We start from the raw sequence: 23,417 nt of genomic DNA on the forward strand, positions 1-23,417 counted from the left end.
ACATTACTCCCCTACATCCCTGTATTTTTGTTTATAAGAATTACAACTATGCTGTGGTGAATAACTATGCCAAAAGGTTAAGGCATTTATTTCAGTGTCAGTTTAGCCGTGACACCTTTCTTCACAAAAGAACTGAGATCCACGGGCTTTCCTCGGAACTGGACTTTAACCTTAGCAGGTGCGCCAATATTCACTGAGTAAGGTAAATTCCCGGAAAGTTTTAGGCTATCCCCTTTCTTTTTTATGCCACTAAACAACATCTTACCTTTAGCATCTTTGACGGCCAGCCAACACTCACCGCTGAAATCTATCACTAATTCATCGTTGTTCGCAGTGCTGATACTATTTACATCAGTCAATGACGGGGCTCACAACAGTACTATTCGCCGCCTCTGTATTGGCAGAAGCAGCCGCATTTTCTGGCGTTACATTGGTTGCAGGCTGATTTGCTTCTGTGGATACCGGCGCGTCGGGAGGCTCTGGAGCCTTGCTGTTTCCTGCTGTGTCATTCGCCTCTGTCGGCGATGTTTTCGCCTGGGAAACATCAGATTGAGCAGTCGCTTCGGCTTGATTTTCTTTAAGCGGCGCTACATTATTTTCCCCAGCACTTGGCGCCAGTCGATCATTTTCAGAACCTGTTACCTGGTTATCCTGGGTATTTGATTGTGTGGCCATTGAAGACAGTTCTGTTTGTTGTACTTTATAGTTCTGCCACCACCACAGGAATGTCATTCCCAGCAATACAACAATAACAACCCATGTTATTTTCATTAACCAACCGTCACGTTTCTTGCGTTTTTTTCCTGCTGAAAAACTTTGCATAGGTGCCGCTTTTATGGCCTTGGAAGGGATCTGTTTATCCAGGGTACTCAAGATTTCAGATTCAGGCACCTGAACTAATTTTGCATAGGCGCGAATATAACCACGAAGAAATGTTGGTGAAATATTTGACGGGATATTATCTTCTTCAATATCACGAACAGTGGACAGTTTAAGACACAAGCGATCTGCCACAGTTTGCTGAGAAAGCTCATGTTTTTCACGAGCTTGACGCAGAATCTGACCTGTTGTCAGATTGGCTTCTTCTGGGTAAGTTTCAGTCTTCATTAGCAAGGGATACTGGTACTGTTCTGGGTTAAAGAATTTACACAAATTGATATTCATTTAATTTGTGTAGCGAAATCATCTAAATACTACGTTGGCCGCAGAAAATCATTTATCACAGCTATAACGGCCGGTGTTACTTTTCATATTTTTCATGATCAACTGCTCAGCTTTTTCATACTGCTTCTGTTCACAAAGAAAAATATGGTAGTGATACACTACGGTATCACTTTCAGCTGCATACTGCATAGCCATTCTATAATGCTGACTGGCGGTTTCAGGACGGCCTGCATATTGTTCATGCAGTGCCATGCCTAAATGTGCCTCTGGATGATGAGGCTCCGCCAGCAGGACTTTTTGAAAATGATATTTAGCGGCCGATAAATTTCGTTCCGCCAAATAAGCTCTCCCTAGCTGCAATCGTGTATCTATGGCAACAACCTGATGAGTGCGATGCGTTGATTGTTCCACACACCCCGTTAGCAGGCCAAAACAAACTATAGACCAAATTATTGATTTCCGTATCATACCATCTTCATTTATAAGGATATGTTAAACTTTGCCAGATTTTTAGCCATTAATCGATATTAAACAAAAAATTAGACTGTTTTTACCTGAATAGGTTCACCTGCAAGGCGTTTTTTCATGGTTCGCTTGGTTCTGTCAATGACATCACCGGCAAGCTGCCCACATGCAGCATCAATATCATCTCCCCTCGTTTTACGCACAATGGTTGTAAAACCGTATCCCATCAGGATCTTGGCAAAACGATCAATGCGGCTATTTGAGCTGCGCCCATAAGGTGCACCTGGGAACGGGTTCCACGGGATCAGGTTGATCTTGCTGGGAGTATCTTTCAGGCATTCGGCTAACTGATGAGCCTGCTCAACGCTGTCGTTGACATGATCAAGCATCACATATTCCACTGTCACACGTCCCTGGTTAGCATTGGATTTTGTCAGGTAACGGCGTACTCCCGCCAGAAACTCTTCAATGTTGTACTTGCGGTTAATGGGCACAATTTCATCACGAATGTCGTCAGTGGGTGCATGTAAGGAAATAGCCAGTGCAACATCGATCATATCCCCCAGTTTATCCAGCGCAGGAACAACACCAGACGTTGACAATGTTACACGGCGTTTCGACAAACCAAAGCCAAAGTCATCCATCATGATTTCCATTGCTGGCACGACATTATTCAAATTGAGTAATGGTTCCCCCATTCCCATCATCACTACGTTGGTAATGGGGCGACGACCACTGGATTTTAGTGATCCTATAATCTTGGCAGCGCGCCAAACCTGACCAATAATCTCGGAAACTCGCAGATTACGGTTAAAGCCCTGCTGAGCCGTAGAACAAAATTTACACTCTAAAGCACACCCCACCTGAGATGAAACACACAGTGTCGCACGATCATCTTCTGGGATATAAACCGTTTCAACCTGTTGATCACCGACAGTAATCGCCCATTTGATTGTGCCATCAGCAGAGCGTTGCTCTTCTGCAACTTCAGGGGCTTTGATTTCAGCAAGTTGTTGCAATTTTGCCCGGAGCACTTTGTTGATATCGGTCATCTGCTCAAAATCGTCATAGCAATAATGGTAAATCCATTTCATAACCTGATCGGCACGAAAAGGTTTCTCTCCCATATCGACAAAAAACTGACGCATTTGTTTACGGTTAAGATCGAGCAAATTGACTTTACCGTTTTTCTTTTCAGGCGTGACGGATACGGCGGAAGTTGCAGGTGGTACGGTTTCGTTAAGTTGGGACATTGTTACATCGCCTCGTTGTTACACTTTCGGCTCTATGCTGATCTGATTTCAGCATTAAGTTTTCATGCGGTGACTGCCAATTCAATGTTCATTCTCTCTTTTAATCAGAGCCATATTGAATGGACATTGAAATAAAATAATAAACGCCCCGCTGAACCAAATCAGTGGGGCGCATCATTGTACAAACTTTACTATTTATATGCTACTTAAGTGAAGAACTTTAAAAACGCGGAAAAATTTCATCGTCACTGAAAAAGTAAGCAATTTCACGACTTGCAGATTCAGGAGAGTCTGAACCGTGAACCGCATTTTCAGTAAAGCTGTCGGCATAATCTGCACGCAGAGTGCCAGCCAACGCATTATCAGGATTGGTAGCCCCCATCAGATCGCGGTGACGTTGAACGGCATTTTCACCTTCCAGAACCTGTACCATAATTGGGCCAGAGGTCATGAACGCCACCAAACCATCAAAGAAAGGGCGGCCTTTGTGTTCAGCATAAAAACCTTCCGCCTGTTCGCGCGTCAAATGCAACATTTTGGCGGCGATAATCTTAAACCCAGCACTTTCAAAGCGGGCATAGATAGAACCGATAACATCTTTCTTCACTGCGTTGGGTTTAATAATGGAAAAAGTACGTTCAATTGTCATTGCGTAACCTCTTTGGCACTTTCAGCGATGATTCATTTTAATTTTTACGCCCCAAACAAAACTGAAGGGCTGCTCAACCCTGTATCTGACAGGGATAAAAATAGGCGTTGATTATAGGAGGAGAGTTTCTGCTTGCCTACAAAAAACATAACATTTTATTAAAACTTTCTTAGCGAAAATATCATTTTTTAGCATAAATCACATTTTCGCTTCGTTATATACGCATTAAACTTCAAGTTGCAATTTACAACACGCTATGAAACCTGATTTCTCCCCGCTTCGCGTGAAGAAATCACACGCATCTTGAAGTGAGATTGGTATACACGATGAAATAACCATTTTATAAAATAATGCCCGTTCAGGCGATGAATTCCCAAACAGGCATACTGACCAGGATCATTGAATTCGTGTTTTTCACTCAATGACAATTATAAAACCTTCTCTGTTACACATTGAATAAAAGGCTTAATTTCGTCAGCCCTTTCTTTGCTTATATCTTGTTTACTTTCATCAGAAACGATAAATTCTCCGGTGAACTTTTCTTTAGGATCTTGGCTGGTTTTATCTGACGTACCAATAATACTGATAGTATATTTGTGCCCCGTTGGTAATAGATCAGTACACTCTCTTAGCACTCCCTGACGAGGAGATCCCTGATCTGTTATTTTTTGACTATTAGTTATTGAGGTATCAGCAAACGAAGCAGGTATATAAAATGCCCCCAGCAGCAAAACATATGAAAAATTTTTCATCTTTTTTCCTCACTGTTTACGTTGAATTAATAATAACCACTACGCTATTTACTTGCTCTAATCATCTTTGAATTCCAATATATCTCCCGGCTGGCATTCTAAATATTGGCAAATGGCATTTAAGGTAGAAAATCGAATCCCCTTAATTTTTCCTGTTTTTAGCAAAGAAAGGTTCTGTTCAGTAATGCCAATAACTTGTGCTAAATCTTTAGATTTAATTTTTCGTTTCGCCATTATCACATCCAAATTGATAAGAATTGCCACGGTATCTCCTATACAATACTCTGATTTTCATCATATATATCACATGCTTGATAAAGAATACGTGAAATAATAGCCAGGCAAACTGAAATGAAAATAGCGACAAAATGACCGGTCGTTAAACTCAATGAGATAAGGCGTTCACCTACTGGTGCCCCTATTGTTAACCATAATGTTAATACTGGCTGGCAAAGAATATCTAAAATACTCCATAAAATAACGCCCCAACCCGCATACTCCAAATATTTAACCGTGCGTTTGGAGAAATAATCTCCTTTTCTATAATTGCCAAATAATCGATGAAAAGCCAAAAAACTACCAACCAATGATAATAGTGGGATCGTCGATATCAATATTCCTCCGGTTAATTTCCATGCAGTAAACGTATCCCTGTCAAAGTTGGATAATATCCTTTCAGTTAAAGAAAAACCTAATCCATATCTTCCCAAAATGAGTTTTGGATCCAGCCAACTAAAAATATTAATCACCATCATTAGGATGATAATTAACAAAGATAACCTGGACATCACCAAGCTGAGTGTCGTTATTCGTGTCAGTTTTCCAGAGGGCATCATGTTTGTGTCTCATTAGTTAACATGATCGAATTATAGATCAAAATTATCGTAAAACAATAATTTTTTAATCTAAAACACTAATCTGATGTCCATCCTCAAGTCGTTATTGATTAACAATCGGGATAGTATCACGCAACCAGCTACCTAATTTTCGCTGATAAAAGGGTTGGGTATGATGAATCAAGAAATGGCTGATGCCTCCTTCTTGTTCATCAAGCAGGCAAAAATCGACAGATTCCTCTTCATCAAGATATTTGCAAGCCAGTTCACCCGCTTCTTGAATTAACAAATTAATTTCGTTTTCTGCCAGTGTCACACTGAATTCCAAGCCAATTAATACATTGGGTTTTTCATCTATATTCTTATCATGGGCCATAATTAAAAAAGCCTGTCGAACAGGTTTATGTTGTTTAAATAATTCAATTAATGACTCAATAAGCTGAGTTGGCTGTTCTTCTGGCTGGCTTAGAGTAATGAGACTTCCGCCAGGAACCTCTATTTCAGTAGCGATAGATCCATTTAATAAGTTCATGAAAATCCCCGATGGTACTGTTTAAATTGAAGATAAGGTCATCGAAAAATTCAATAATAGCTCCCCATAAGAAGAGGAGCTATTAAGCAAGATATTTCAGTTTATTTCGCTTTTGTCAGCAATAAATTGGCAATGGTACGTACACCATATCCCGTTGCACCCGCCGCCCACTGTTCAACAGCGGATTTACGGTAAGTTGCTGAACAATCAATATGTACCCAACCTTTTTTGTAATTTTCAACAAAGTGCGACAAAAATGCTGCTGCGGTACTTGCTCCTGCCGAATGTGCCGGTGACGCAATGTTGTTCAGATCAGCAAAGTTGGATGGTAGCTGGTTACGATGGAATTCAGCCAGCGGCAAACGCCAGAACAATTCATTTTCATTATTGGCCGCAGCCATTAAATCAGATACCAGTTGATCATCAAAACCCAATACTGAGTGGTAATCATTTCCTACTGCTGTTTTCGCTGCGCCAGTCAACGTAGCAGCATCAATAATAAGTTGTGCTTTTTCTGCACTAGCATCAATCAAACCATCAGCCAGAACCAGACGCCCTTCCGCATCCGTATTCATCACTTCAACCGTTTTACCATTGCGGTAGTGAATGATATCGCCCAATTTGAACGCATTACTACTCACCATATTATCTGCAATACTCAGGAACAGTTTTACACGATGTTTTAAGCCTCGACTGATTGCCAGAGCCAGTGCTCCCGTTAATGTCGCTGATCCCCCCATATCTGATTTCATAGAGTCCATGAAATGAGAAGGTTTGATGCTGTATCCACCGGAATCGAAAGTAATGCCTTTACCAACCAGGCAGGCGAAGACAGCTGCTTTTGCATCTTTTGTTGGATTGAAGTCTAATGCCAGGAACACAGGATCACGAGAAGAGCCACGGCCAACGGTATATACCCCTGCATATCCCTGTTTACGCAACTCATCTCCTTTGATAATACGATAACTAACGGCATCACCCGCTACTCCACGCAATAAATCAATGGCTTTCTGAGCAAGCTGGTCTGGCCCCAAATCTTCTGCTGGAAGATTGATGGTATCACGCACCCAGTCAATGAATTTGATCCTTCTTTCTAGTTCCTGTTTTTCCGCCGCAGGGAGTTGTGGCCATTCAATTGTGCGTAATCCTTTAGGTGAACGGAAGCCCAGCCAAAATGACCAACTTTTTTCCAGATCCCAGCCATCACCCACTAAAGCAATATTACGAATTCCTTGTCCGTCAATTTTACGCCCGGCACGTTGAATTGCGCCCAGCTTGCCATTGCCTTCCAAATGGATTGTGATCCCTTGCTCATTTGAACTAATTAGTGCTTTTTCACCCCAGCAAGCGTTAGCTGGCTCATAAGACAGTGTTATAGGCATGATTTGTTTTGTCATTTTTTCTCACTTCTTATCTTATTTGTTCACTGTTACACAGTGAGGGTTTATAAAAAAACTGGCAATCGCCAGTTTTCCACTAAATACACACTATGCCAAGCTATTGAGCAAGAATCGGTGAAATTGCACGTTATTCATATTCGTCCAGCCACACCAACAAAATAGCTTCCAGTATTTTTTCGTTGGATTTCTGCGGATCGTCATCAAAACCTTCCAGCTCACAAATCCATTCATGCATGTCGGTGAAACGCACTGTTTTTGGATCTAAATCAGGAAATTTATCATACAGTGCTTCACCAATATCACGACTGTCAGACCATTTCATTTTCTGTTCTCCTGTCAGTGTTCGCGCGCATGGTTAATGGTGTATTTGGGGATTTCAACGACTAAATCCTCATCGGTAACTTTAGCCTGACAGCTCAAACGGCTTTCAGGCTCCAAACCCCATGCTTTATCTAACATGTCATCTTCCAGTTCAGAGCTTTCTTCCAGTGAGTCAAAGCCTTCCCTGACAATACAGTGACAAGTGGTACACGCACAGGATTTTTCACAGGCATGTTCAATCTCAATGCCATTACGTAATGCAACATCCAGAATGGATTCGCCTTCCTTTGCTTCCAAGACTGCCCCTTCAGGACAAAGTTCGTTATGAGGTAAAAACACAATTTTCGGCATATATTAAATCTCATCCACAGAATGACCCGCCAAAGCCCGGCGGATTGATGTATCCATACGGCGTGCTGCAAATTCTTGCGTTTGCTTGTCCAGTTGTTTTATTGCACTTTCAATTGCCTCAGGGGAGGTTCCCTGAGCACTTTCAATTAATACATGTGCAGCAGCATCAATCGCCGCCAGCTCTTCTTGATCCAGCAAATCTGCATCTTTTTCCAATGCACTGGTTAAACTTTCCAGCATTCGAGCGGCTTCTACTTTCTGTTCAGCTAATTTGCGTGCCTGAACATCTTCCTGTGCATTAGACATAGAATCTTTGAGCATATGGGCAATTTCTTCATCCGACAAACCATAGGAAGGTTTCACCTGAATGGAAGCCTCAACACCCGTGGACTTTTCTAATGCACTGACGCTTAACAAGCCATCCGCATCGACCTGGAAGGTCACACGAATGTGTGCACCACCAGCCGGTAACGGCGGAAGACCACGCAGTGTGAAACGAGCCAGTGAACGGCAATCACTAACCAGTTCTCTCTCGCCCTGCACCACATGAACGCTCATCGCACTTTGACCATCTTTAAAAGTGGTAAATTCTTGCGCTTTAGCAACGGGAATGGTGGTATTACGTGGAATGACTTTTTCAACCAACCCTCCCATTGTCTCCAAGCCAAGTGACAGCGGGATAACATCAAGTAACAGCATTTCGCTATCTGGTTTGTTACCCACCAGAATATCGGCCTGAATTGCAGCACCCACTGCGACAACCTTGTCTGGATCGATAGACGTTAATGGTTCGCGGTCGAAGAATTCTCCCACCATGCTGCGTACCAACGGCACGCGCGTTGAACCACCAACCATGACGACCTGCAAAACTTCGTCAATCGTTACACCTGCATCTTTCAGCGCCCGACGGCAGGAGAGTAATGTGCGTTTAACTAAAGCGGCAATCAATTCGTTAAATTCGGTACGAGTAATGCTGCCCTGCCAGTTAGCTATATTGATTTCCGCGCTCTCAGCTTCACTCAAGGCAATTTTGGTTTGGGTAGCAACATCCAGCAATTGACGCTGTAATCCGTGGCCGTTATCACTGATCCCAGCCTGCTCACGTATCCAATTTGCTAACAACGAATCAAAATCGTCACCACCAAGAGCGGTATCTCCCCCCGTTGCCAGCACTTCAAACACGCCTCGGCTAAGGCGAAGAATAGAAATATCAAATGTTCCACCACCAAGATCGTAAACAGCGATTATCCCCTCCTGACCGGAATCAAGACCATAAGCAATGGCTGCCGCAGTAGGTTCATTCAAGAGACGCAGAACATGCAAGCCCGCTAAACGAGCAGCATCTTTAGTGCCCTGACGCTGAGCATCGTCGAAATAAGCAGGCACTGTGATCACAACACCATCAAGTTTACCATCCAAGGTTTCTTCTGCCCGTTGCGCCAACGATTTCAATATTTCAGAAGAAACCTGAATAGGATCTACCAGCCCCGCCACAGTGTTGATCAATGGCAAACCATTTTCACTGGCCTGAAGTTGATATGGCAGGTTAGGATAACGCTGTTGAACGTCAGCCAAAGATCGTCCCATCATCCGCTTGACTGAACTGATTGTATTGGCAGGATCAGACGCAGCCTGTTGACGCGCCTGCCAACCAACTTGAATCTCTTCTTTACGATACTGTACAACAGAAGGAAGTAAGTGACGGTTATCACTGTCTGCCAATGTTTCCGCCTGGCCACTACGGACGGTCGCAACCAGAGAGTGAGTTGTGCCAAGATCAATCCCTGCAGCCAGTCGGCGCTGGTGCGGTGCGGCAGATAAACCTGGTTCGCTGATTTGTAATAAAGCCATATGTGCCCCTATAAATCTATATCAGCCGAAATTTACTCAACTGAAATGCATTCAGCCAAAAATCCGCTAAAAATCATCCAACAACCGCTCTTCCAGTTGTTCAACCTGCTGTTGCAATTTATCCAGAAAGCGTAACTTACGGACGGTATCAGCTGCAATTGACCATTCGGCAGCATTGAGTTGCTGTTCCATCTGCTCACTGCGTGTTTTAATCATTTTATGCAAGCGAGAGGAAAAATCGTTCAAGGCTGCCTCTGAATCTGCACGATGTTCAATGGCATCAAGCTCTTCACGCAATTCCAACTGCTGCATCAAAAAAGCCGTATCCTGCATCGTGTGCTGTTCGTTGGATAGATCAAACCCTTGTTGAGAGAGCATGTATTCTGCGCGTTTCAGGGGATGTTTGAGTGTCTGATAACCATCATTAATGGTAGCAGCTTGTTGGAGTGCCAGCGCTTTTTCACGTTCTGGCTGGTTGGCAAAACGATCAGGGTGAAACTGGCGTTGCAATTCCTGATAACGGGTCACCAACTGTTCGCGATCAATCGCATAACGTGCAGGCAGCCCAAATAAAGCAAAATAGTCCATAAGTTACTCTTAGTTTCGCAAAATGCGGGTCAAAAAATGGGATTAAACGTGGAAACTTTCTCCACAACCGCATTCGCTGGAAACATTGGGGTTGTTGAATTTAAAGCCTTCATTCAGACCTTCTTTAACGAAATCCAACTCAGTACCATCAAGATAAATGATGCTTTTACCGTCAACAATGACTTTCACGCCCTTATCTTCAAAAACCTGATCTTCTTCATTTACTGCATCAGCAAATTCAAGCACATATGCCATACCAGAGCAGCCGGATGTTCTCACTCCCAAGCGCAACCCGACACCTTTTCCTCGATTGGTCAGAAAAGCCAAAATACGTTGGGCTGCACTTTCTGTCACGGAAATTGACATACAACACCTCACTTTAAAACTCGTAAAGGTGGATATTGCTACAATATCCACCAGAATTATGTTCTTTTTATGAAAAATTATTTGGCTTGGCGCTTGCTCTTGTAATCAGCAATAGCCGCTTTGATAGCATCTTCTGCCAAAATCGAGCAATGGATTTTCACTGGTGGCAGTTCTAATTCTTCAGCAATTTGCGTGTTTTTAATTGCCTCAGCCTGTTCCAACGATTTACCTTTCATCCATTCTGTTACCAAAGAACTGGATGCAATGGCCGAGCCACAGCCATAGGTTTTGAAACGTGCGTCTTCAATGATACCTTCATCGTTGACTTTGATTTGCAGTCGCATGACGTCACCGCAAGCGGGTGCTCCTACCATGCCACTACCCACTGTTGGATCTTCGTTATCGAATGAACCAACATTACGTGGGTTTTCATAGTGATCAATTACTTTGTCGCTGTAAGCCATATCGTTACTCCTGAAACCGTCTGATTAATGATGAGACCATTCGATGGTGCTAAGATCCACACCTTGCTTAAACATTTCCCACAATGGAGAAAGATCACGTAAGTGACCAATCGCGTTGTGAATCAGTTTGATTGCATAGTCTATTTCTTCTTCTGTGGTAAAACGCCCCAAAGAGAAACGAATAGAACTGTGCGCCAGTTCATCATTCATACCCAGTGCACGCAGGACATAGGAAGGCTCCAGACTCGCTGAAGTACATGCCGAGCCAGAAGATACTGCCAGATCTTTCAATGACATCATCAATGACTCACCTTCAACATAGTTGAAGCTGACATTCAGAATGTGTGGCGCTCCCTGTTCCAAATCACCATTCAGGTAAACTTCTTCAATATCTTTAATACCGTTCCACAAACGCAGACGTAAACCACGCAGGCGTTCTGCCTCTGATTCCAGCTCTTCTTTCGCGATACGGTAAGCTTCACCCATGCCAACAATCTGGTGAACAGGCAATGTACCTGAACGCATACCGCGTTCATGACCACCACCATGTTGTTGAGCTTCAATGCGTACGCGAGGCTTACGACGAACATACAGCGCACCAATCCCCATCGGGCCATAAAGTTTATGGGCAGAAAAGGACATCAAATCCACTTTTAGCTGGCTGAGATCGACAGGCACTTTACCAACACTTTGGGTTGCATCAACATGGAAAATAATGCCACGACTGCGGCATAATTCACCAATAGTCATGATATCCTGAACAATACCAATTTCGTTGTTAACGTGCATGATAGAAACCAGAATGGTGTCTTCACGCATGGTCGCTTCCAACTCTTTCAGATCAATCAGGCCATTGCTCATTGGCGCCAGATACGTGATCTCAAAACCTTCGCGCTCCAGCTGACGACAAGTATCTAAAACCGCTTTATGCTCAGTTTTACTGGTAATAATGTGCTTGCCTTTCTTCTGATAAAATTTTGCAGCACCTTTAATTGCCAGGTTATCTGATTCTGTCGCACCGGAAGTGAACACAATTTCACGTGGATCCGCGCCAACTAAGTCAGCAATTTGATTGCGCGCAATATCAACCGCTTCTTCAGCCTGCCAACCAAAACGGTGTGAACGGGAAGCTGGGTTACCGAAGACGCCGTCAATAGTCAAATAATTCATCATCTTTTCAGCAACACGTGGATCGACTGGTGTTGTTGCTGAATAGTCCAAATAAATGGGTAATTTCATTGCTCACATGCTCCGTAAGACATTTTTAATACTTTTCATTGCCACACAAGTATTTGCCGCAAGTTACGCACGCAGATTAACGTTAATCGTCTCTTGAAGTCTGCCGTTAGGGCCAGGGGTACGACGCTTATCGCCGTCTTGACGATCAGCAACATCCAATACTTCTTGGTTATTCACTAATTCTTTTAAACTGATACTACTCAGGAAGCTCGTGATGCGATCACTGAGGTCACGCCACAAAGCATGAGTCAAACACCGATCACCGCCTTGACAACCTTCTCGCCCCTGACAACGAGTGGCATCAACAGATTCATCAACCGCTGAAATCACTTCGGCAACGAAAATTTTACCGGCATCTCTGCCCAATAAATAGCCGCCACCTGGACCACGGACGCTAGAAACCAGACCATTTTTACGCAGGCGGGAAAACAACTGCTCAAGATAGGAAAGAGAAATACCCTGACGTTCAGAAATATCGGCTAACGGCACCGGTCCTTCTTGTGAATGCAACGCCACATCTAGCATGGCTGTTACCGCATAACGTCCTTTTGATGTCAGTCTCATAACAAAAACTCCGTGGTGAAATATGGTTGAAATTGTGGCATTCCTGAGTATTTTAGTCAACTATTTAACCGAGTAATTCACTCAACTATTATTTGACGCTCTTTCACTTTTTCACTTACCTATCCCGACTGTTTTCCGCTATTGTCCAGTTACCTATTTTCCCATTACATTGTATTTTCTAGCGACTGCTTCCTGTTACTTTCTGCTACAGTTTTTATCTGCATTAAACTTCAAGTTGCAATTTACACACTATATGAAACCACACACATCTTGAAGTTAGATGGGTATACTGTACCAATTTATTTTCTATCCCACTTTTCCATGGAAGTCAGTATACCACGCAGGATATTCAGCTCTTGGGTTTCTGGCCGGGCACGAGTGTAAAGACGTCTTAATTTATTCATTATCTGACCCGGATGCGCTTTGCGAATAAAACCGGACTCTTTCAATACCTGTTCAAGGTGCTGATAAAAACGCTCCATGTCTTCGACAGGGGGATACTCTACTCCGTGCTCTGGAGACGTTACTGCTTTTAATTGCTCCTGAGCCGCAAGGTATGCCATGCGAATTTCATAGCTAACCAACTGAACCGCCATTGCTAAATTCAATGAACCATATTCTGGGTTAGTTGGGATATAAAGGTGATAATTACACTTTTGCAACTCTTCGTTAGTCAAGCCAACACGTTCACGGCCAAAGACAATAGCAACTGGCGAGTGGCTGGCAGTTTCGACACAGCGTTCACCACATTCACGTGGCTCCACCATCGGCCAGGATAGGGTTCGGGAACGGGCACTGGTGCCAATGACTAACTCACACCCGGCCAATGCTTCATCCAACGAATTCACAATCGTTGCATTGCCGATAACATCACTTGCACCGGCTGAAAGTGCGATAGCGTGAGAATCAGGCTGGACAATGGGATTCACCAGATACAGGTTGGTCAATCCCATGGTTTTCATGGCCCTGGCGGTTGATCCCATGTTCCCCGTATGGGAGGTTTCTACCAGAATAATGCGGATATTCTCTAACATGACGGCTTTTAAATTCAGTATAAGAGCCGAATATCTTAACACAGCATTAGTCATTTTGACGAACTACTGCTATAATGCGCGCCAATTTATTTCCCGTTCTTTAAAATCCTGGTGGAAGATACCCCATGCATCCGATGCTAAACATCGCTATACGCGCTGCGCGTAAGGCCGGCAACTACATTGCCAAAAGCTACGAAACTCCTGATGCTGTTGAAGCAAGTCAAAAAGGCAGTAATGATTTCGTTACCAATGTTGATCGTGAAGCAGAGAAGCTGATCATTGACATCATCCGTAAATCTTACCCTAAACATACGATTATCACCGAAGAAAGTGGTGATCACATAGGAGAAGAAGATGACTTCCAATGGGTTATCGATCCACTGGATGGCACCACCAACTTTATTAAACGTCTTCCTCATTTTGCTGTTTCCATTGCCGTACGTATTAAAGGCCGCACAGAAGTGTCTGTGGTTTACGATCCAATGCGCAATGAACTGTTCAGTGCAACTCGTGGCCAAGGCGCTCAATTGAACGGTTATCGTCTGCGTGGCGCTAATGCCCGTGATCTGGACGGCACTATCCTTGCGACGGGTTTCCCATTCAAAGCTAAGCAACACACTATCCCTTACATGAATGTACTGGGTAAATTATTTGAACGTTGTGCAGATTTCCGTCGCACAGGTTCGGCAGCACTGGATATGGCGTATGTTGCTGCCGGACGTGTCGATGGTTTCTTTGAAATTGGCTTAAAACCTTGGGATTTCCTGGGTGGTGAATTGCTGGTACGTGAATCAGGTTGTATTGTCACCGATTTCGTTGGTGGTCATAACTATGTCAGCTCTGGCAATATCGTTGCAGGTAGCCCACGTATCGTTAAAGACATTCTGTCTGAAATGCGTGAAGAATTGACTGAAGCATTAAAACGTTAATTCGTTATTATTGAATAAATATAATTTGAGCAATGTTATTTTTAGGGCACCTATCGGGTGCCCTTTTTCTTATCTTCGTTTTTTTATTAGCGCGAAAGTGAATGGGCTTCAACTTTTGGTCTCAGGAATAGGGCGGGCAAAACAACCAGTGCCATCACCCCAAATATACCACTTCCTATCTGCTCATACATGAAGCCGGCAACCATACTCATGACAGCAATACCGCCCCCCATCGCTAAAGCAGAGTAAGTTGCTTGCAACCGGATAATTTCGTTTTCCTTTCTGGCGCCAATAAAACGCATCGCGGCCAAATGGCAAACAGTAAAAGTACCACAATGCAGGATTTGAATAATAATCAACACTGGTAACTCGGTTGAGGTTCCCATAAGCCCCCAACGAACGACACCACAAATCCCCGACAACAATAGTAAATTACGGGCACTCCAACGACGAAATAATTGTTTACTAAAAGTAAAGACAACAACTTCAGCCACTACACCCAAGGACCAGAGATAACCAATGGTTGATGAGGAATACCCCGCTTGCTCCCAATAAATGGAACCAAAACTGTAATATCCCGCATGGGCGGCCTGCAATAAAGTGACACAGAGTAAAAACCGCCACACTGATTTTTCAGATAAGAGTTCTTTAAAAGAAACAGCATTAGTATTGGCAACTTTAACCTTACCTACTGGCATGATGGAGGGTTTCAACATCATACCCAATAACATGGCGGTAACACTGAATAGCAAGAAAGCAAGAATGATATGGTGTGTACCGAATAACTCATGACCGATCCAATTATTCAAACGATCAAACGATATATTCCAGTCAACATTCAGGCTACTGATTGAGAAATTGATCCCATTGGCAGACATCAATATGCCTGCCAACGAAGAACTAATAACAAATGCAATCGAACCCCAAACCCTTACCTTGCCATAATCAAACGTAAACTGCTTTTGCCATGTTCCCGCTAAAGCATCTGATAAGGGGACTAATGGTGAGAAGAATAAATTGAAACCAACCATGATAAAGAAAAGCCATGCCCAATGGCTACCAAATACAAAGCCAATGGCAAAAAGCAAGGCCAATAATGAGAGAAGACGTAATGCGTTAATTAATTTAGCGGGGTTTTTTACCGTAGGAGAGATAACCAAACTGCCGACAAAGCGAGCTACCATTCCAACACCTAGCAAGATCCCTATCATTGAGGCATCAATGCCTTCACCTTTTAACCAGACAGACCAAAAAGGCAAGAATATACCGTAAGAGAAAAAATAGGTGAAATAGCCCAAGCCTAACCAAAATGTCGATGGAACAACCATCCAAATGCCCCCGTTTTTGATACAAAAAACCCGCTCAAAACTGACGTTATGAGTCGGGTTTATTACTAAACTAAATTTTATTTAAATTATGCGTAAACCGGATATTTTGCGCAGATATCTAATACCTTTTGCTTAACACTTTCAATGATTGCTTCATCATTGATGTTATCCAGCACATCACACATCCAGCCAGCCAGCTCACGGGATTCTGCTTCCTTGAAACCACGGCGGGTAATTGCAGGCGTGCCGATACGAATACCAGAAGTGACGAATGGGCTGCGTGGATCATTAGGTACGCTGTTTTTGTTCACGGTGATATTGGCACGTCCCAAGGCCGCATCAGCATCTTTACCCGTAATGTCTTTGTCCACCAAATCCAGCAAGAACAAATGGTTTTCGGTTTCTCCAGAAACCACTTTGTAACCGCGTTGCAGGAATACGTCTACCATCACTTTCGCGTTCTTAGCAACTTGGTGTTGGTAGGCTTTGAATTCAGGCTCCATCGCTTCTTTCAATGCAACTGCCTTACCAGCAATAACGTGCATCAACGGACCACCCTGGGAACCAGGGAAAACAGAGGAATTTAGTTTCTTGTAAAACTCTTCATCGCCACCCTTCGCCAAAATCAAGCCGCCACGTGGGCCAGCCAATGTTTTGTGCGTTGTGGTTGTGACAACGTGTGCATGAGGCACTGGGTTTGGATAAACCCCTGCGGCCACCAGACCTGCTACGTGAGCCATGTCAACGAACAGATAGGCACCGATTTCATCCGCAATTTCACGCATCTTCGCCCAATCGACAACACCAGAATAAGCAGAAAAGCCGCCGATGATCATTTTAGGCTGATGTTTTTGCGCTTGATTACGAATATCGTCGTAATCGATTTTGCCATTTTCATCAATACCATAAGGCACGATATTATAAAGTTTGCCAGAGAAGTTAACTGGGGAGCCGTGAGTCAGATGGCCACCGTGCGCCAGATTCATTCCTAAAACCGTATCGCCGGGTTTTAGCAGTGTCATATACACCGCAGCATTTGCCTGAGAACCAGAGTGTGGCTGGACATTAGCATAATCTGCACCAAACAACGCTTTTGCGCGGTCAATCGCAAGCTGCTCAACCACATCAACATACTCACAGCCACCGTAGTAACGTTTACCCGGATAACCTTCCGCATACTTGTTAGTCAGCTGAGAGCCTTGTGCCTGCATTACTCTTGGGCTGGTATAGTTTTCAGAAGCAATCAATTCAATGTGTTCTTCTTGACGACAAACTTCCTGTTCCATCGCTTGCCACAGTTCGGGATCGTAATTCGCAATATTCATTTCACGCTTTAACATTTGGTTCTCCTGACTCAGCTACATCTCTAAAAAAATACCCCTGAGGGCCAGAATGGCACACAGTGTAAACTCTTTTTATCGAATGAGATAGTCTTGACAAAATAAATTACGCAAACGTTTGCACTCCACCCTGGTAACCCAATAGAAGCTAAATAACCTGTTGTTTCACTAATGATTATGGATTTATTACTGAGATTTGTGATCCTGGTCGTGATCCACGTTAATTAAAATTCTATTTTTTTGATTTAAGAAGAGATAATCATCTTTTCTTAATTTGACTCATTCCCAAACCCTATAAGTTGCATTTAAAATGCAATTTATAAATTTCAGCATTATGTGAGAAAAATTCAGGAGATCCCCATGCTAGATAGTCAGGTTATCGCAACCATAAAATCGACCATTCCATTAATTGTTTCTACAGGTCCTAAGCTAACTGCGCATTTTTACGAGCGGATGTTCAAGTATAACCCTGAATTAAAAGATATTTTTAATATGAGTCATCAGATCAACGGTGATCAGCGGGAAGCACTTTTCAATGCCCTTTGTGCTTATGCTGGCAATATCGATAATCTGTCAGCACTCTTACCTGCCGTAGAAAAAATCGCCCATAAACATGCCAGCCTCAGTATTCAACCTGAGCATTATCAAATTGTAGGTAAGCACCTGCTGGCAACGATTGATGAAATGTTTCATCCTGGTGACGAAGTTCTCAACGCCTGGGGAGAAGCTTACAACGTATTAGCTAATGTCTTTATCAATCGAGAAGAGGAAATTTATCAAAGTGGTGAATCCCTGGAAGGAGGTTGGCGTGATCTACGTCAGTTTCGTGTTAGCCGGAAACAACCACAAAGTGATGTTATCACTAGCTTTGAGTTTTCGCCTGTTGATGGTGGCAAGGTTATGGATTACAAACCAGGGCAATACTTGGCAATCTATGTAGAAGATCCCACATTTGACAACCGTGAAATCCGCCAATATTCACTGACTGCCGCGCCAAACGGAACCAGTTACCAAATTGCCGTCAAGCGTGAACCTCAAGGCAAAATTTCAAACCATCTGCACGATAAGGTACAGGAAGGGGATATTGTGATGCTAGCTGCACCACACGGTGATTTCTTCCTTGATGTACAACCTGATATGCCAGTTACACTGATTTCTGCCGGGGTTGGTTTGACACCAATGATGAGTATGCTGCAATCCCTACATAACCAACATCATATTGGTGCAGTAAATTGGTTCCACGCCGCAGAGCATGGTGGCCATCATGCATTTGCCAATAAGGTGAATGAAATTTCCCAATCTATGTCTAATTTGTATTCACAAGTTTGGTATCGTGAACCCAGAGATATAGATCAGAAAGGCATACAGTACCAGCATATTGGGCTGATGGATCTATCGCTCGTGAAGGATGCAATAGCGGTAAAAGGGATGCAATTCTATTTCTGTGGGCCTGTGGCTTTCATGCAACATATCGCCAAACAGCTGCTGGCAATGGGCATTGATGAACAACATATCCATTATGAATGTTTTGGCCCACACAAAGTCATTTAGTAAAGTTCTCCGAATAAACAAGGTAAGTGATAGCGGATAAAAATCGGACAGTTCCACTCCTCATCTCCTACATTAAGTTAGGATGTGGAATAACTGATAATATTTCCGTTATCACTTTTTTCGGATGATTTTAGTGAATTGATTAAATCGCTTCTTCATCCTGCTCGCCGGTACGGATACGCACAACACGGGCAACATCGAAAACAAAAATTTTGCCATCGCCAATTTTGCCTGTTTGTGCAACCTGCATGATTGTTTCGACGCAGGTATCAACAATATCATCCGGTACGACAATTTCTATTTTTACCTTTGGCAGAAAATCCACCATATATTCTGCGCCGCGATACAGTTCAGTATGCCCTTTCTGACGGCCAAACCCTTTCACTTCTGTCACCGTCATACCAGTGATACCCACTTCAGCCAGCGCTTCACGCACATCATCCAGCTTGAAAGGTTTGATAATTGCATCAATCTTTTTCATCAAGTTTTCCTGTAATTACCAATTATTACGCCCGAAACCAGATGTAATCGGGTAGCGCCGATCTTTACCAAAATCACGCTGCGTAATGCGTGGGCCAATAGGTGCCTGGCTACGTTTATATTCATTAATGTCAACCAGTCGGATCACCTTGCGTACAATGGCTTCATCAAAACCTTCGGATACCAGATCAGCCACTGATTTATCTTTTTCAACATACCCTTCGAGGATCGCATCCAGAATGTCATAGGGAGGAAGGCTATCCTGATCCAGTTGATTTGGTGCCAACTCCGCTGACGGTGGACGATCAATCACACGCTGAGGGATCGCCGGAGATACGGTATTACGATATTTAGCCAATGCAAATACCATCGTTTTAGGAACATCTTTCAAAGCATTAAAGCCACCCGCCATATCGCCGTACAGGGTTGAGTACCCGACTGCCGACTCACTTTTGTTACTGGTGGTCAATACCAAGCGACGACGCTTGTTAGACATTGCCATTAAAATCACTGCGCGGCAACGTGCCTGTAAATTCTCTTCTGTCGTATCTTTTTCTGTTCCCGCAAACATGGGGTCAAGCTGTACCATAAACGCATCAAACATGGGTTCGATGGAAACAACGTCAAATTCAACCCCCAGCAATTCTGCTTGTTCTCTGGCATCGTGGATACTTATTTCTGAGGTATAGCGGAATGGCATCATGACCGCCTGCACGTGATCTTTACCCAAAGCATCCACAGCAATTGCCAATGTCAACCCTGAATCAATCCCGCCTGACAAACCAAGCAAAGCACCTTTAAAACCGTTCTTTTGCACATAATCACGTACAGAAAGCACTAACGCCTTATAAATTTGCGCCAGAGGGGGCAATTGAGGGATCGGATTTGCCATAGGTTCAATGTTCATTTCATTGAAACGACATTGTTCAACCTGTTCCTCAAATGCCGCCATGCGATGGGTTATTTCACCATTGGCATCAAAGACCTTAGAACAACCATCAAAGATAAGCTGATCTTGCCCCCCCACCTGATTAAGATAAATAATTGGCAAATGAGTACGCTGGCAGTGGGATTTAATTAATGTACTGCGGATATTCGGTTTTTCACGATTATAAGGAGAAGCATTAATCGACAAGACGATTTCTGCCCCCGCCTGTTTCAAGGCATCAATGGGGGCATCAAACCACAAATCTTCACAAATCAACAAACCAAGGTTATAACCCTTGAATGGGATAACACAGTTTTGATCACCCGCGTCGAAATAACGCTCTTCATCAAAAACGCCATAGTTTGGCAATAACTGTTTGAAGTAACGAGCCACAATTTCCCCTCGCCAAAACAGGGAAAGTGCGTTGTAAAGTTTGCCATCCTGTTGCCACGGATGCCCTACCAAGATACCAACCTGAGCGCTTGCCTGTTGCAAACGTACCAATTGTTCATGGCAACGCTGATGCAAATCAGAACGGAATAACAAATCTTCAGGAAAATAGCCAGACAGCGCCAGCTCAGAAAACATAACCAGATCAGCGCCTTTTGCCTGCTGCTCCCGAACTGTCTGCAACATACGTTCACTGTTGCCTTCAATGTCTCCTACCAACCAATTTAACTGGGCAAGAGCGATATTAAGAGTACGACTCATAGAATGCGGCTCTCCTGGGCCATAAATCATCTATCTGCTTTACTGGGTCTTAGCAGCAAAGCAATTTATTTCTACTCAGTGTAAGAATTTTTGCAGGAGCAGAAAAGTTATTCCTTAAAATCGTTAGCATCCAGCTCGTGGCGTGCCAACAATTTATAAAATTCTGTCCGGTTCCGCCCTGCCATACGAGCGGCATGGGTCACATTGCCTTTGGTTATCTGCAACAATTTACGCAGGTAATTCAGTTCAAACTGACCACGGGCTTCCACGAATGTCGGCAATGCCGTATTTTCCCCTTCCAATGCCTGAGTAACCAGCGCATCACTAATGACCGGAGCCATCGTCAATGCCACACACTGTTCGATGACATTAACCAATTGACGAACATTGCCCGGCCAACTTGCTGCCATCAGGCATTTCATGGCCGTAGTGGAAAAACTGCGCACAAACGGTTTATGGCGTTTAGCTGCGTCACGCAACAGATGATTAGCCAAGAGAGGAATATCTTCTGCGCGTTCGTTCAAGGCAGGAATTTTCAAATTAACAACATTCAATCGATAATAGAGATCTTCCCGAAACTCATTACGTTGCATGGCTTTAGGCAGGTCACGGTGGGTTGCCGAAATAATTCTGACATCAATGTCGATATCCCGATTACTCCCCAATGGACGGATCTTGCGCTCCTGTAGCACTCGCAAAAGCTTAACTTGCAACGCCATCGGCATATCGCCGATTTCATCAAGGAATAATGTTCCTCCTTGCGCCGCTAAAAATAACCCTTCCCGACTGCTGACCGCGCCTGTAAACGCGCCTTTGGCATGACCAAATAATTCAGATTCAAGTAATTGCTCAGGTAAGGCACCACAGTTAATAGCAATAAAAGGTTTCTTCGCTCTGGGACTTGCCCGATGAATAGCTTGCGCCAATACCTCTTTACCGGTTCCGCTTTGCCCATTAATCAGAACACTCACATCGGATTGAGCCACCATCTTTGCCTGTTCCAGTAAACGCAACATCAAAGGGCTTCGGGTAACAATTTTCTCGCTCCATTGCCCATCAATGGCTGGCGTTGAGAGTTCCAGCGCATCATCAATCGCTTTATAAAGTGCGTCACGATCAACAGGCTTGGTCAGAAAACTAAATACACCTTGCTGCGTTGCTGCCACCGCATCAGGAATAGAACCATGCGCAGTCAGAATAATGACCGGCATACCGGGATGCTGTTTCTGGATCTCAGCAAACAGTGCCATACCATCCATTTCATCCATGCGTAAGTCACTGATCACTAAATCTACTTTTTCTCTCGCCAGTATGCGTAACGCTTCATGACCACTCTCTGCGGTCGTGACACGAAAGCCTTCACTGGTCAAACGCATTCCCAATAGTTTTAACAAGCCGGGATCATCATCAACTAAAAGAAGATGGGCGGAATTGCGTACTGTCATTATTATTCAGCTCCTTTTTCTTCTAATTTTTCTTCTGAAGGATTGGCTTCCGCTTTAGTATCCGAGTTTGTGGCGGGTTTCTCTTTCAGTTCTGCTTTATTATCCGGTGACGTGTTCGTATTAGGAGTAGCTACGCTACTTTGTTCTTGTTTACGGGAGGAAAGTTGGCGTTCAATATCGGTTAAATTTTCGAGTTTGCGGGACATTGAATGAAGCTCATATTCTAAACGTGCTCGTGTTTCTTTCAGACGATCAATTTTGTTATCACTGTCAAACTGGAAGCGCTGGAATTTGGCTCTTTCTTCAGCAAGATTAATTTTCAGATATTGCTGCTCACGCCACAGTTGAAGTAATGGCCGTAAACCGATAGGAAATTGTGCACTATACTGATTAAAGTTTTCCACCGTTTTCCGGCGTTCAGCTAATACCGAAGTCGCCCTGCCAATTAAAATACTTTGCTTAAGCACTTGCTGCCAATCAGTCGGCGTCTCTGGAGCAAACCGTTTCGCCGTCTCACGAGCTTCTGCCGAAGTCAACCGATCCGTACAATCGATAAATCTCAACCAATAAAGTCCGTTTTCCATCGCCGCAGGCTTTGTGATATCCCAGATTGCATCACAATCCCTAAGACGATAATCGGTAACATTTTGTTCTGGCAGGATAGACTGCGCCAGGGTTGTCAAATTGTCTGAACCACTCGTTTTAACGCATCCTGCCAGCAAATAGGGAACGCACAATAGCAATATCGCCCGCAAGCGCAGGGCCGAAGCACGTGCCAAGATAGATGGCCTGACAACCATTTTTTTCATTAGGTTAGTCACAATATTTTGCTGTTCCGTCTCCGTCATAAAGCGGTAAGTAAACCTGTTATACATA

At 43.6% G+C, this 23,417-nt stretch carries 25 protein-coding genes and 1 pseudogene; 2 read left to right on the forward strand and 24 right to left on the reverse strand.

Translation table 11 applies throughout. From position 1 onward, the window contains the following. Positions 1–86: 86 nt before the first annotated feature. The 18 genes and pseudogenes from rodZ to trmJ all read right to left on the reverse strand — a co-directional run bounded on the left by rodZ (position 87) and on the right by trmJ (position 13,829). Positions 87–1,107: pseudogene (gene rodZ / locus AAC853_RS02110) on the reverse strand (cytoskeleton protein RodZ). Positions 1,108–1,212: 105 nt separating this feature from the next. Continuing rightward, the gene (locus tag AAC853_RS02115) at positions 1,213–1,632 is read right to left on the reverse strand and encodes a fimbrial assembly protein (protein ID WP_340613558.1); all 420 of its coding nucleotides are present in this window, start codon (positions 1,630–1,632) and stop codon (positions 1,213–1,215) included. A 71-nt stretch (positions 1,633–1,703) separates the two neighbouring features. Then, complete coding sequence (rlmN, locus tag AAC853_RS02120; RefSeq protein ID WP_340613559.1) at positions 1,704–2,882, reverse strand: dual-specificity RNA methyltransferase RlmN; 1,179 nt, start codon at positions 2,880–2,882, stop codon at positions 1,704–1,706. A 220-nt stretch (positions 2,883–3,102) separates the two neighbouring features. Next, positions 3,103–3,531, reverse strand: coding sequence for a nucleoside-diphosphate kinase (gene ndk / locus AAC853_RS02125; protein ID WP_340613560.1), 429 nt, complete (start codon positions 3,529–3,531; stop codon positions 3,103–3,105). Between the two features lie 428 nt (positions 3,532–3,959). Then, complete coding sequence (locus AAC853_RS02130; protein WP_338884943.1) at positions 3,960–4,283, reverse strand: hypothetical protein; 324 nt, start codon at positions 4,281–4,283, stop codon at positions 3,960–3,962. Between the two features lie 57 nt (positions 4,284–4,340). Beyond that, complete coding sequence (locus AAC853_RS02135) at positions 4,341–4,547, reverse strand: helix-turn-helix domain-containing protein (RefSeq protein ID WP_338884942.1); 207 nt, start codon at positions 4,545–4,547, stop codon at positions 4,341–4,343. An 8-nt stretch (positions 4,548–4,555) separates the two neighbouring features. Beyond that, positions 4,556–5,056 (reverse strand): DUF2975 domain-containing protein, encoded by a 501-nt coding sequence (locus tag AAC853_RS02140; RefSeq protein WP_340613561.1) that lies wholly within the window; start codon positions 5,054–5,056, stop codon positions 4,556–4,558. Between the two features lie 166 nt (positions 5,057–5,222). After that, entirely contained in the window at positions 5,223–5,651 is a 429-nt protein-coding gene (locus tag AAC853_RS02145; protein ID WP_338884940.1) for an enhanced serine sensitivity protein SseB C-terminal domain-containing protein, read from the reverse strand. Between the two features lie 101 nt (positions 5,652–5,752). Beyond that, positions 5,753–7,048: an aminopeptidase PepB gene (gene pepB / locus AAC853_RS02150; RefSeq protein WP_340613562.1), complete on the reverse strand. Its 1,296-nt coding sequence runs from the start codon at positions 7,046–7,048 to the stop codon at positions 5,753–5,755. Between the two features lie 130 nt (positions 7,049–7,178). Next, positions 7,179–7,373, reverse strand: coding sequence for a Fe-S cluster assembly protein IscX (gene iscX / locus AAC853_RS02155; protein WP_189759909.1), 195 nt, complete (start codon positions 7,371–7,373; stop codon positions 7,179–7,181). Positions 7,374–7,387: 14 nt separating this feature from the next. Next, positions 7,388–7,723, reverse strand: a complete 336-nt coding sequence (gene fdx, locus AAC853_RS02160; protein WP_074023187.1) for an ISC system 2Fe-2S type ferredoxin — start codon at positions 7,721–7,723, stop codon at positions 7,388–7,390. A gap of 3 nt (positions 7,724–7,726) precedes the next feature. After that, positions 7,727–9,574 (reverse strand): Fe-S protein assembly chaperone HscA, encoded by a 1,848-nt coding sequence (gene hscA / locus AAC853_RS02165; RefSeq protein WP_338884937.1) that lies wholly within the window; start codon positions 9,572–9,574, stop codon positions 7,727–7,729. Positions 9,575–9,640: 66 nt separating this feature from the next. Then, entirely contained in the window at positions 9,641–10,162 is a 522-nt protein-coding gene (hscB, locus tag AAC853_RS02170) for a co-chaperone HscB (protein WP_338884935.1), read from the reverse strand. A 42-nt stretch (positions 10,163–10,204) separates the two neighbouring features. Then, positions 10,205–10,528, reverse strand: coding sequence for an iron-sulfur cluster assembly protein IscA (gene iscA, locus AAC853_RS02175; RefSeq protein WP_189759906.1), 324 nt, complete (start codon positions 10,526–10,528; stop codon positions 10,205–10,207). Positions 10,529–10,605: 77 nt separating this feature from the next. Further along, entirely contained in the window at positions 10,606–10,992 is a 387-nt protein-coding gene (gene iscU / locus AAC853_RS02180) for a Fe-S cluster assembly scaffold IscU (protein ID WP_074019771.1), read from the reverse strand. Between the two features lie 24 nt (positions 10,993–11,016). Beyond that, positions 11,017–12,231 carry an IscS subfamily cysteine desulfurase gene (locus AAC853_RS02185; RefSeq protein ID WP_338884934.1) on the reverse strand — a complete coding sequence of 405 codons (1,215 nt, stop codon included), beginning with the start codon at positions 12,229–12,231 and terminating at the stop codon, positions 11,017–11,019. Positions 12,232–12,294: 63 nt separating this feature from the next. Beyond that, positions 12,295–12,795 (reverse strand): Fe-S cluster assembly transcriptional regulator IscR, encoded by a 501-nt coding sequence (gene iscR / locus AAC853_RS02190; protein WP_338884932.1) that lies wholly within the window; start codon positions 12,793–12,795, stop codon positions 12,295–12,297. Positions 12,796–13,094: 299 nt separating this feature from the next. After that, complete coding sequence (trmJ, locus tag AAC853_RS02195; RefSeq protein WP_340613563.1) at positions 13,095–13,829, reverse strand: tRNA (cytosine(32)/uridine(32)-2'-O)-methyltransferase TrmJ; 735 nt, start codon at positions 13,827–13,829, stop codon at positions 13,095–13,097. A 125-nt stretch (positions 13,830–13,954) separates the two neighbouring features. Here trmJ and suhB point away from each other — a divergent pair, with 125 nt between their 5' ends. Then, a complete protein-coding gene (gene suhB / locus AAC853_RS02200; RefSeq protein WP_338884928.1) occupies positions 13,955–14,758 on the forward strand; it encodes an inositol-1-monophosphatase in 804 nt (267 codons plus the stop codon). An 86-nt stretch (positions 14,759–14,844) separates the two neighbouring features. Here suhB and AAC853_RS02205 read toward each other — a convergent pair whose 3' ends face one another. Both AAC853_RS02205 and glyA read right to left on the reverse strand, forming a co-directional pair. Continuing rightward, positions 14,845–16,086, reverse strand: a complete 1,242-nt coding sequence (locus AAC853_RS02205; RefSeq protein WP_340613564.1) for a 3-phenylpropionate MFS transporter — start codon at positions 16,084–16,086, stop codon at positions 14,845–14,847. Positions 16,087–16,172: 86 nt separating this feature from the next. Beyond that, a complete protein-coding gene (glyA, locus tag AAC853_RS02210) occupies positions 16,173–17,426 on the reverse strand; it encodes a serine hydroxymethyltransferase (protein WP_340613565.1) in 1,254 nt (417 codons plus the stop codon). A 360-nt stretch (positions 17,427–17,786) separates the two neighbouring features. Here glyA and hmpA point away from each other — a divergent pair, with 360 nt between their 5' ends. Further along, positions 17,787–18,977, forward strand: coding sequence for an NO-inducible flavohemoprotein (gene hmpA / locus AAC853_RS02215; RefSeq protein ID WP_340613566.1), 1,191 nt, complete (start codon positions 17,787–17,789; stop codon positions 18,975–18,977). 142 nt (positions 18,978–19,119) lie between these two features. On the opposite strand, the gene glnB is transcribed toward hmpA, so the two are convergent. From glnB to qseG, 4 genes are all read right to left on the reverse strand, one after another. Then, entirely contained in the window at positions 19,120–19,458 is a 339-nt protein-coding gene (glnB, locus tag AAC853_RS02220) for a nitrogen regulatory protein P-II (protein ID WP_045971762.1), read from the reverse strand. 15 nt (positions 19,459–19,473) lie between these two features. Beyond that, the gene (locus AAC853_RS02225; RefSeq protein ID WP_340613567.1) at positions 19,474–21,096 is read right to left on the reverse strand and encodes an NAD+ synthase; all 1,623 of its coding nucleotides are present in this window, start codon (positions 21,094–21,096) and stop codon (positions 19,474–19,476) included. Positions 21,097–21,203: 107 nt separating this feature from the next. Beyond that, complete coding sequence (gene glrR, locus AAC853_RS02230; RefSeq protein WP_273559430.1) at positions 21,204–22,541, reverse strand: two-component system response regulator GlrR; 1,338 nt, start codon at positions 22,539–22,541, stop codon at positions 21,204–21,206. Positions 22,542–22,543: 2 nt separating this feature from the next. Further along, a complete protein-coding gene (gene qseG, locus AAC853_RS02235; protein WP_340613568.1) occupies positions 22,544–23,416 on the reverse strand; it encodes a two-component system QseEF-associated lipoprotein QseG in 873 nt (290 codons plus the stop codon). Position 23,417 lies beyond the last annotated feature (1 nt).

Origin of the sequence: Xenorhabdus thailandensis (assembly GCF_037996785.1) — a bacterium.
Taxonomy (GTDB): domain Bacteria; phylum Pseudomonadota; class Gammaproteobacteria; order Enterobacterales; family Enterobacteriaceae; genus Xenorhabdus; species Xenorhabdus griffiniae.

Excerpts from the sequence above, each read along its gene's own strand:
- qseG (WP_340613568.1), bottom strand. The coding sequence starts at position 23,416 with ATGTATAACAGGTTTACTTACCGCTTTATGACGGAGACGGAACAGCAA.
- hscB (WP_338884935.1), bottom strand. The coding sequence starts at position 10,162 with ATGGACTATTTTGCTTTATTTGGGCTGCCTGCACGTTATGCGATTGAT.
- suhB (WP_338884928.1), top strand. The coding sequence starts at position 13,955 with ATGCATCCGATGCTAAACATCGCTATACGCGCTGCGCGTAAGGCCGGC.
- glyA (WP_340613565.1), bottom strand. The coding sequence starts at position 17,426 with ATGTTAAAGCGTGAAATGAATATTGCGAATTACGATCCCGAACTGTGG.
- AAC853_RS02185 (WP_338884934.1), bottom strand. The coding sequence starts at position 12,231 with ATGAAATTACCCATTTATTTGGACTATTCAGCAACAACACCAGTCGAT.
- trmJ (WP_340613563.1), bottom strand. The coding sequence starts at position 13,829 with ATGTTAGAGAATATCCGCATTATTCTGGTAGAAACCTCCCATACGGGG.
- glnB (WP_045971762.1), bottom strand. The coding sequence starts at position 19,458 with ATGAAAAAGATTGATGCAATTATCAAACCTTTCAAGCTGGATGATGTG.
- AAC853_RS02145 (WP_338884940.1), bottom strand. The coding sequence starts at position 5,651 with ATGAACTTATTAAATGGATCTATCGCTACTGAAATAGAGGTTCCTGGC.
- fdx (WP_074023187.1), bottom strand. The coding sequence starts at position 7,723 with ATGCCGAAAATTGTGTTTTTACCTCATAACGAACTTTGTCCTGAAGGG.
- hscA (WP_338884937.1), bottom strand. The coding sequence starts at position 9,574 with ATGGCTTTATTACAAATCAGCGAACCAGGTTTATCTGCCGCACCGCAC.
- iscU (WP_074019771.1), bottom strand. The coding sequence starts at position 10,992 with ATGGCTTACAGCGACAAAGTAATTGATCACTATGAAAACCCACGTAAT.
- hmpA (WP_340613566.1), top strand. The coding sequence starts at position 17,787 with ATGCTAGATAGTCAGGTTATCGCAACCATAAAATCGACCATTCCATTA.
- AAC853_RS02115 (WP_340613558.1), bottom strand. The coding sequence starts at position 1,632 with ATGATACGGAAATCAATAATTTGGTCTATAGTTTGTTTTGGCCTGCTA.
- iscR (WP_338884932.1), bottom strand. The coding sequence starts at position 12,795 with ATGAGACTGACATCAAAAGGACGTTATGCGGTAACAGCCATGCTAGAT.
- AAC853_RS02225 (WP_340613567.1), bottom strand. The coding sequence starts at position 21,096 with ATGAGTCGTACTCTTAATATCGCTCTTGCCCAGTTAAATTGGTTGGTA.
- ndk (WP_340613560.1), bottom strand. The coding sequence starts at position 3,531 with ATGACAATTGAACGTACTTTTTCCATTATTAAACCCAACGCAGTGAAG.
- iscX (WP_189759909.1), bottom strand. The coding sequence starts at position 7,373 with ATGAAATGGTCTGACAGTCGTGATATTGGTGAAGCACTGTATGATAAA.
- glrR (WP_273559430.1), bottom strand. The coding sequence starts at position 22,541 with ATGACAGTACGCAATTCCGCCCATCTTCTTTTAGTTGATGATGATCCC.
- AAC853_RS02130 (WP_338884943.1), bottom strand. The coding sequence starts at position 4,283 with ATGAAAAATTTTTCATATGTTTTGCTGCTGGGGGCATTTTATATACCT.
- iscA (WP_189759906.1), bottom strand. The coding sequence starts at position 10,528 with ATGTCAATTTCCGTGACAGAAAGTGCAGCCCAACGTATTTTGGCTTTT.
- pepB (WP_340613562.1), bottom strand. The coding sequence starts at position 7,048 with ATGACAAAACAAATCATGCCTATAACACTGTCTTATGAGCCAGCTAAC.
- AAC853_RS02205 (WP_340613564.1), bottom strand. The coding sequence starts at position 16,086 with ATGGTTGTTCCATCGACATTTTGGTTAGGCTTGGGCTATTTCACCTAT.
- rlmN (WP_340613559.1), bottom strand. The coding sequence starts at position 2,882 with ATGTCCCAACTTAACGAAACCGTACCACCTGCAACTTCCGCCGTATCC.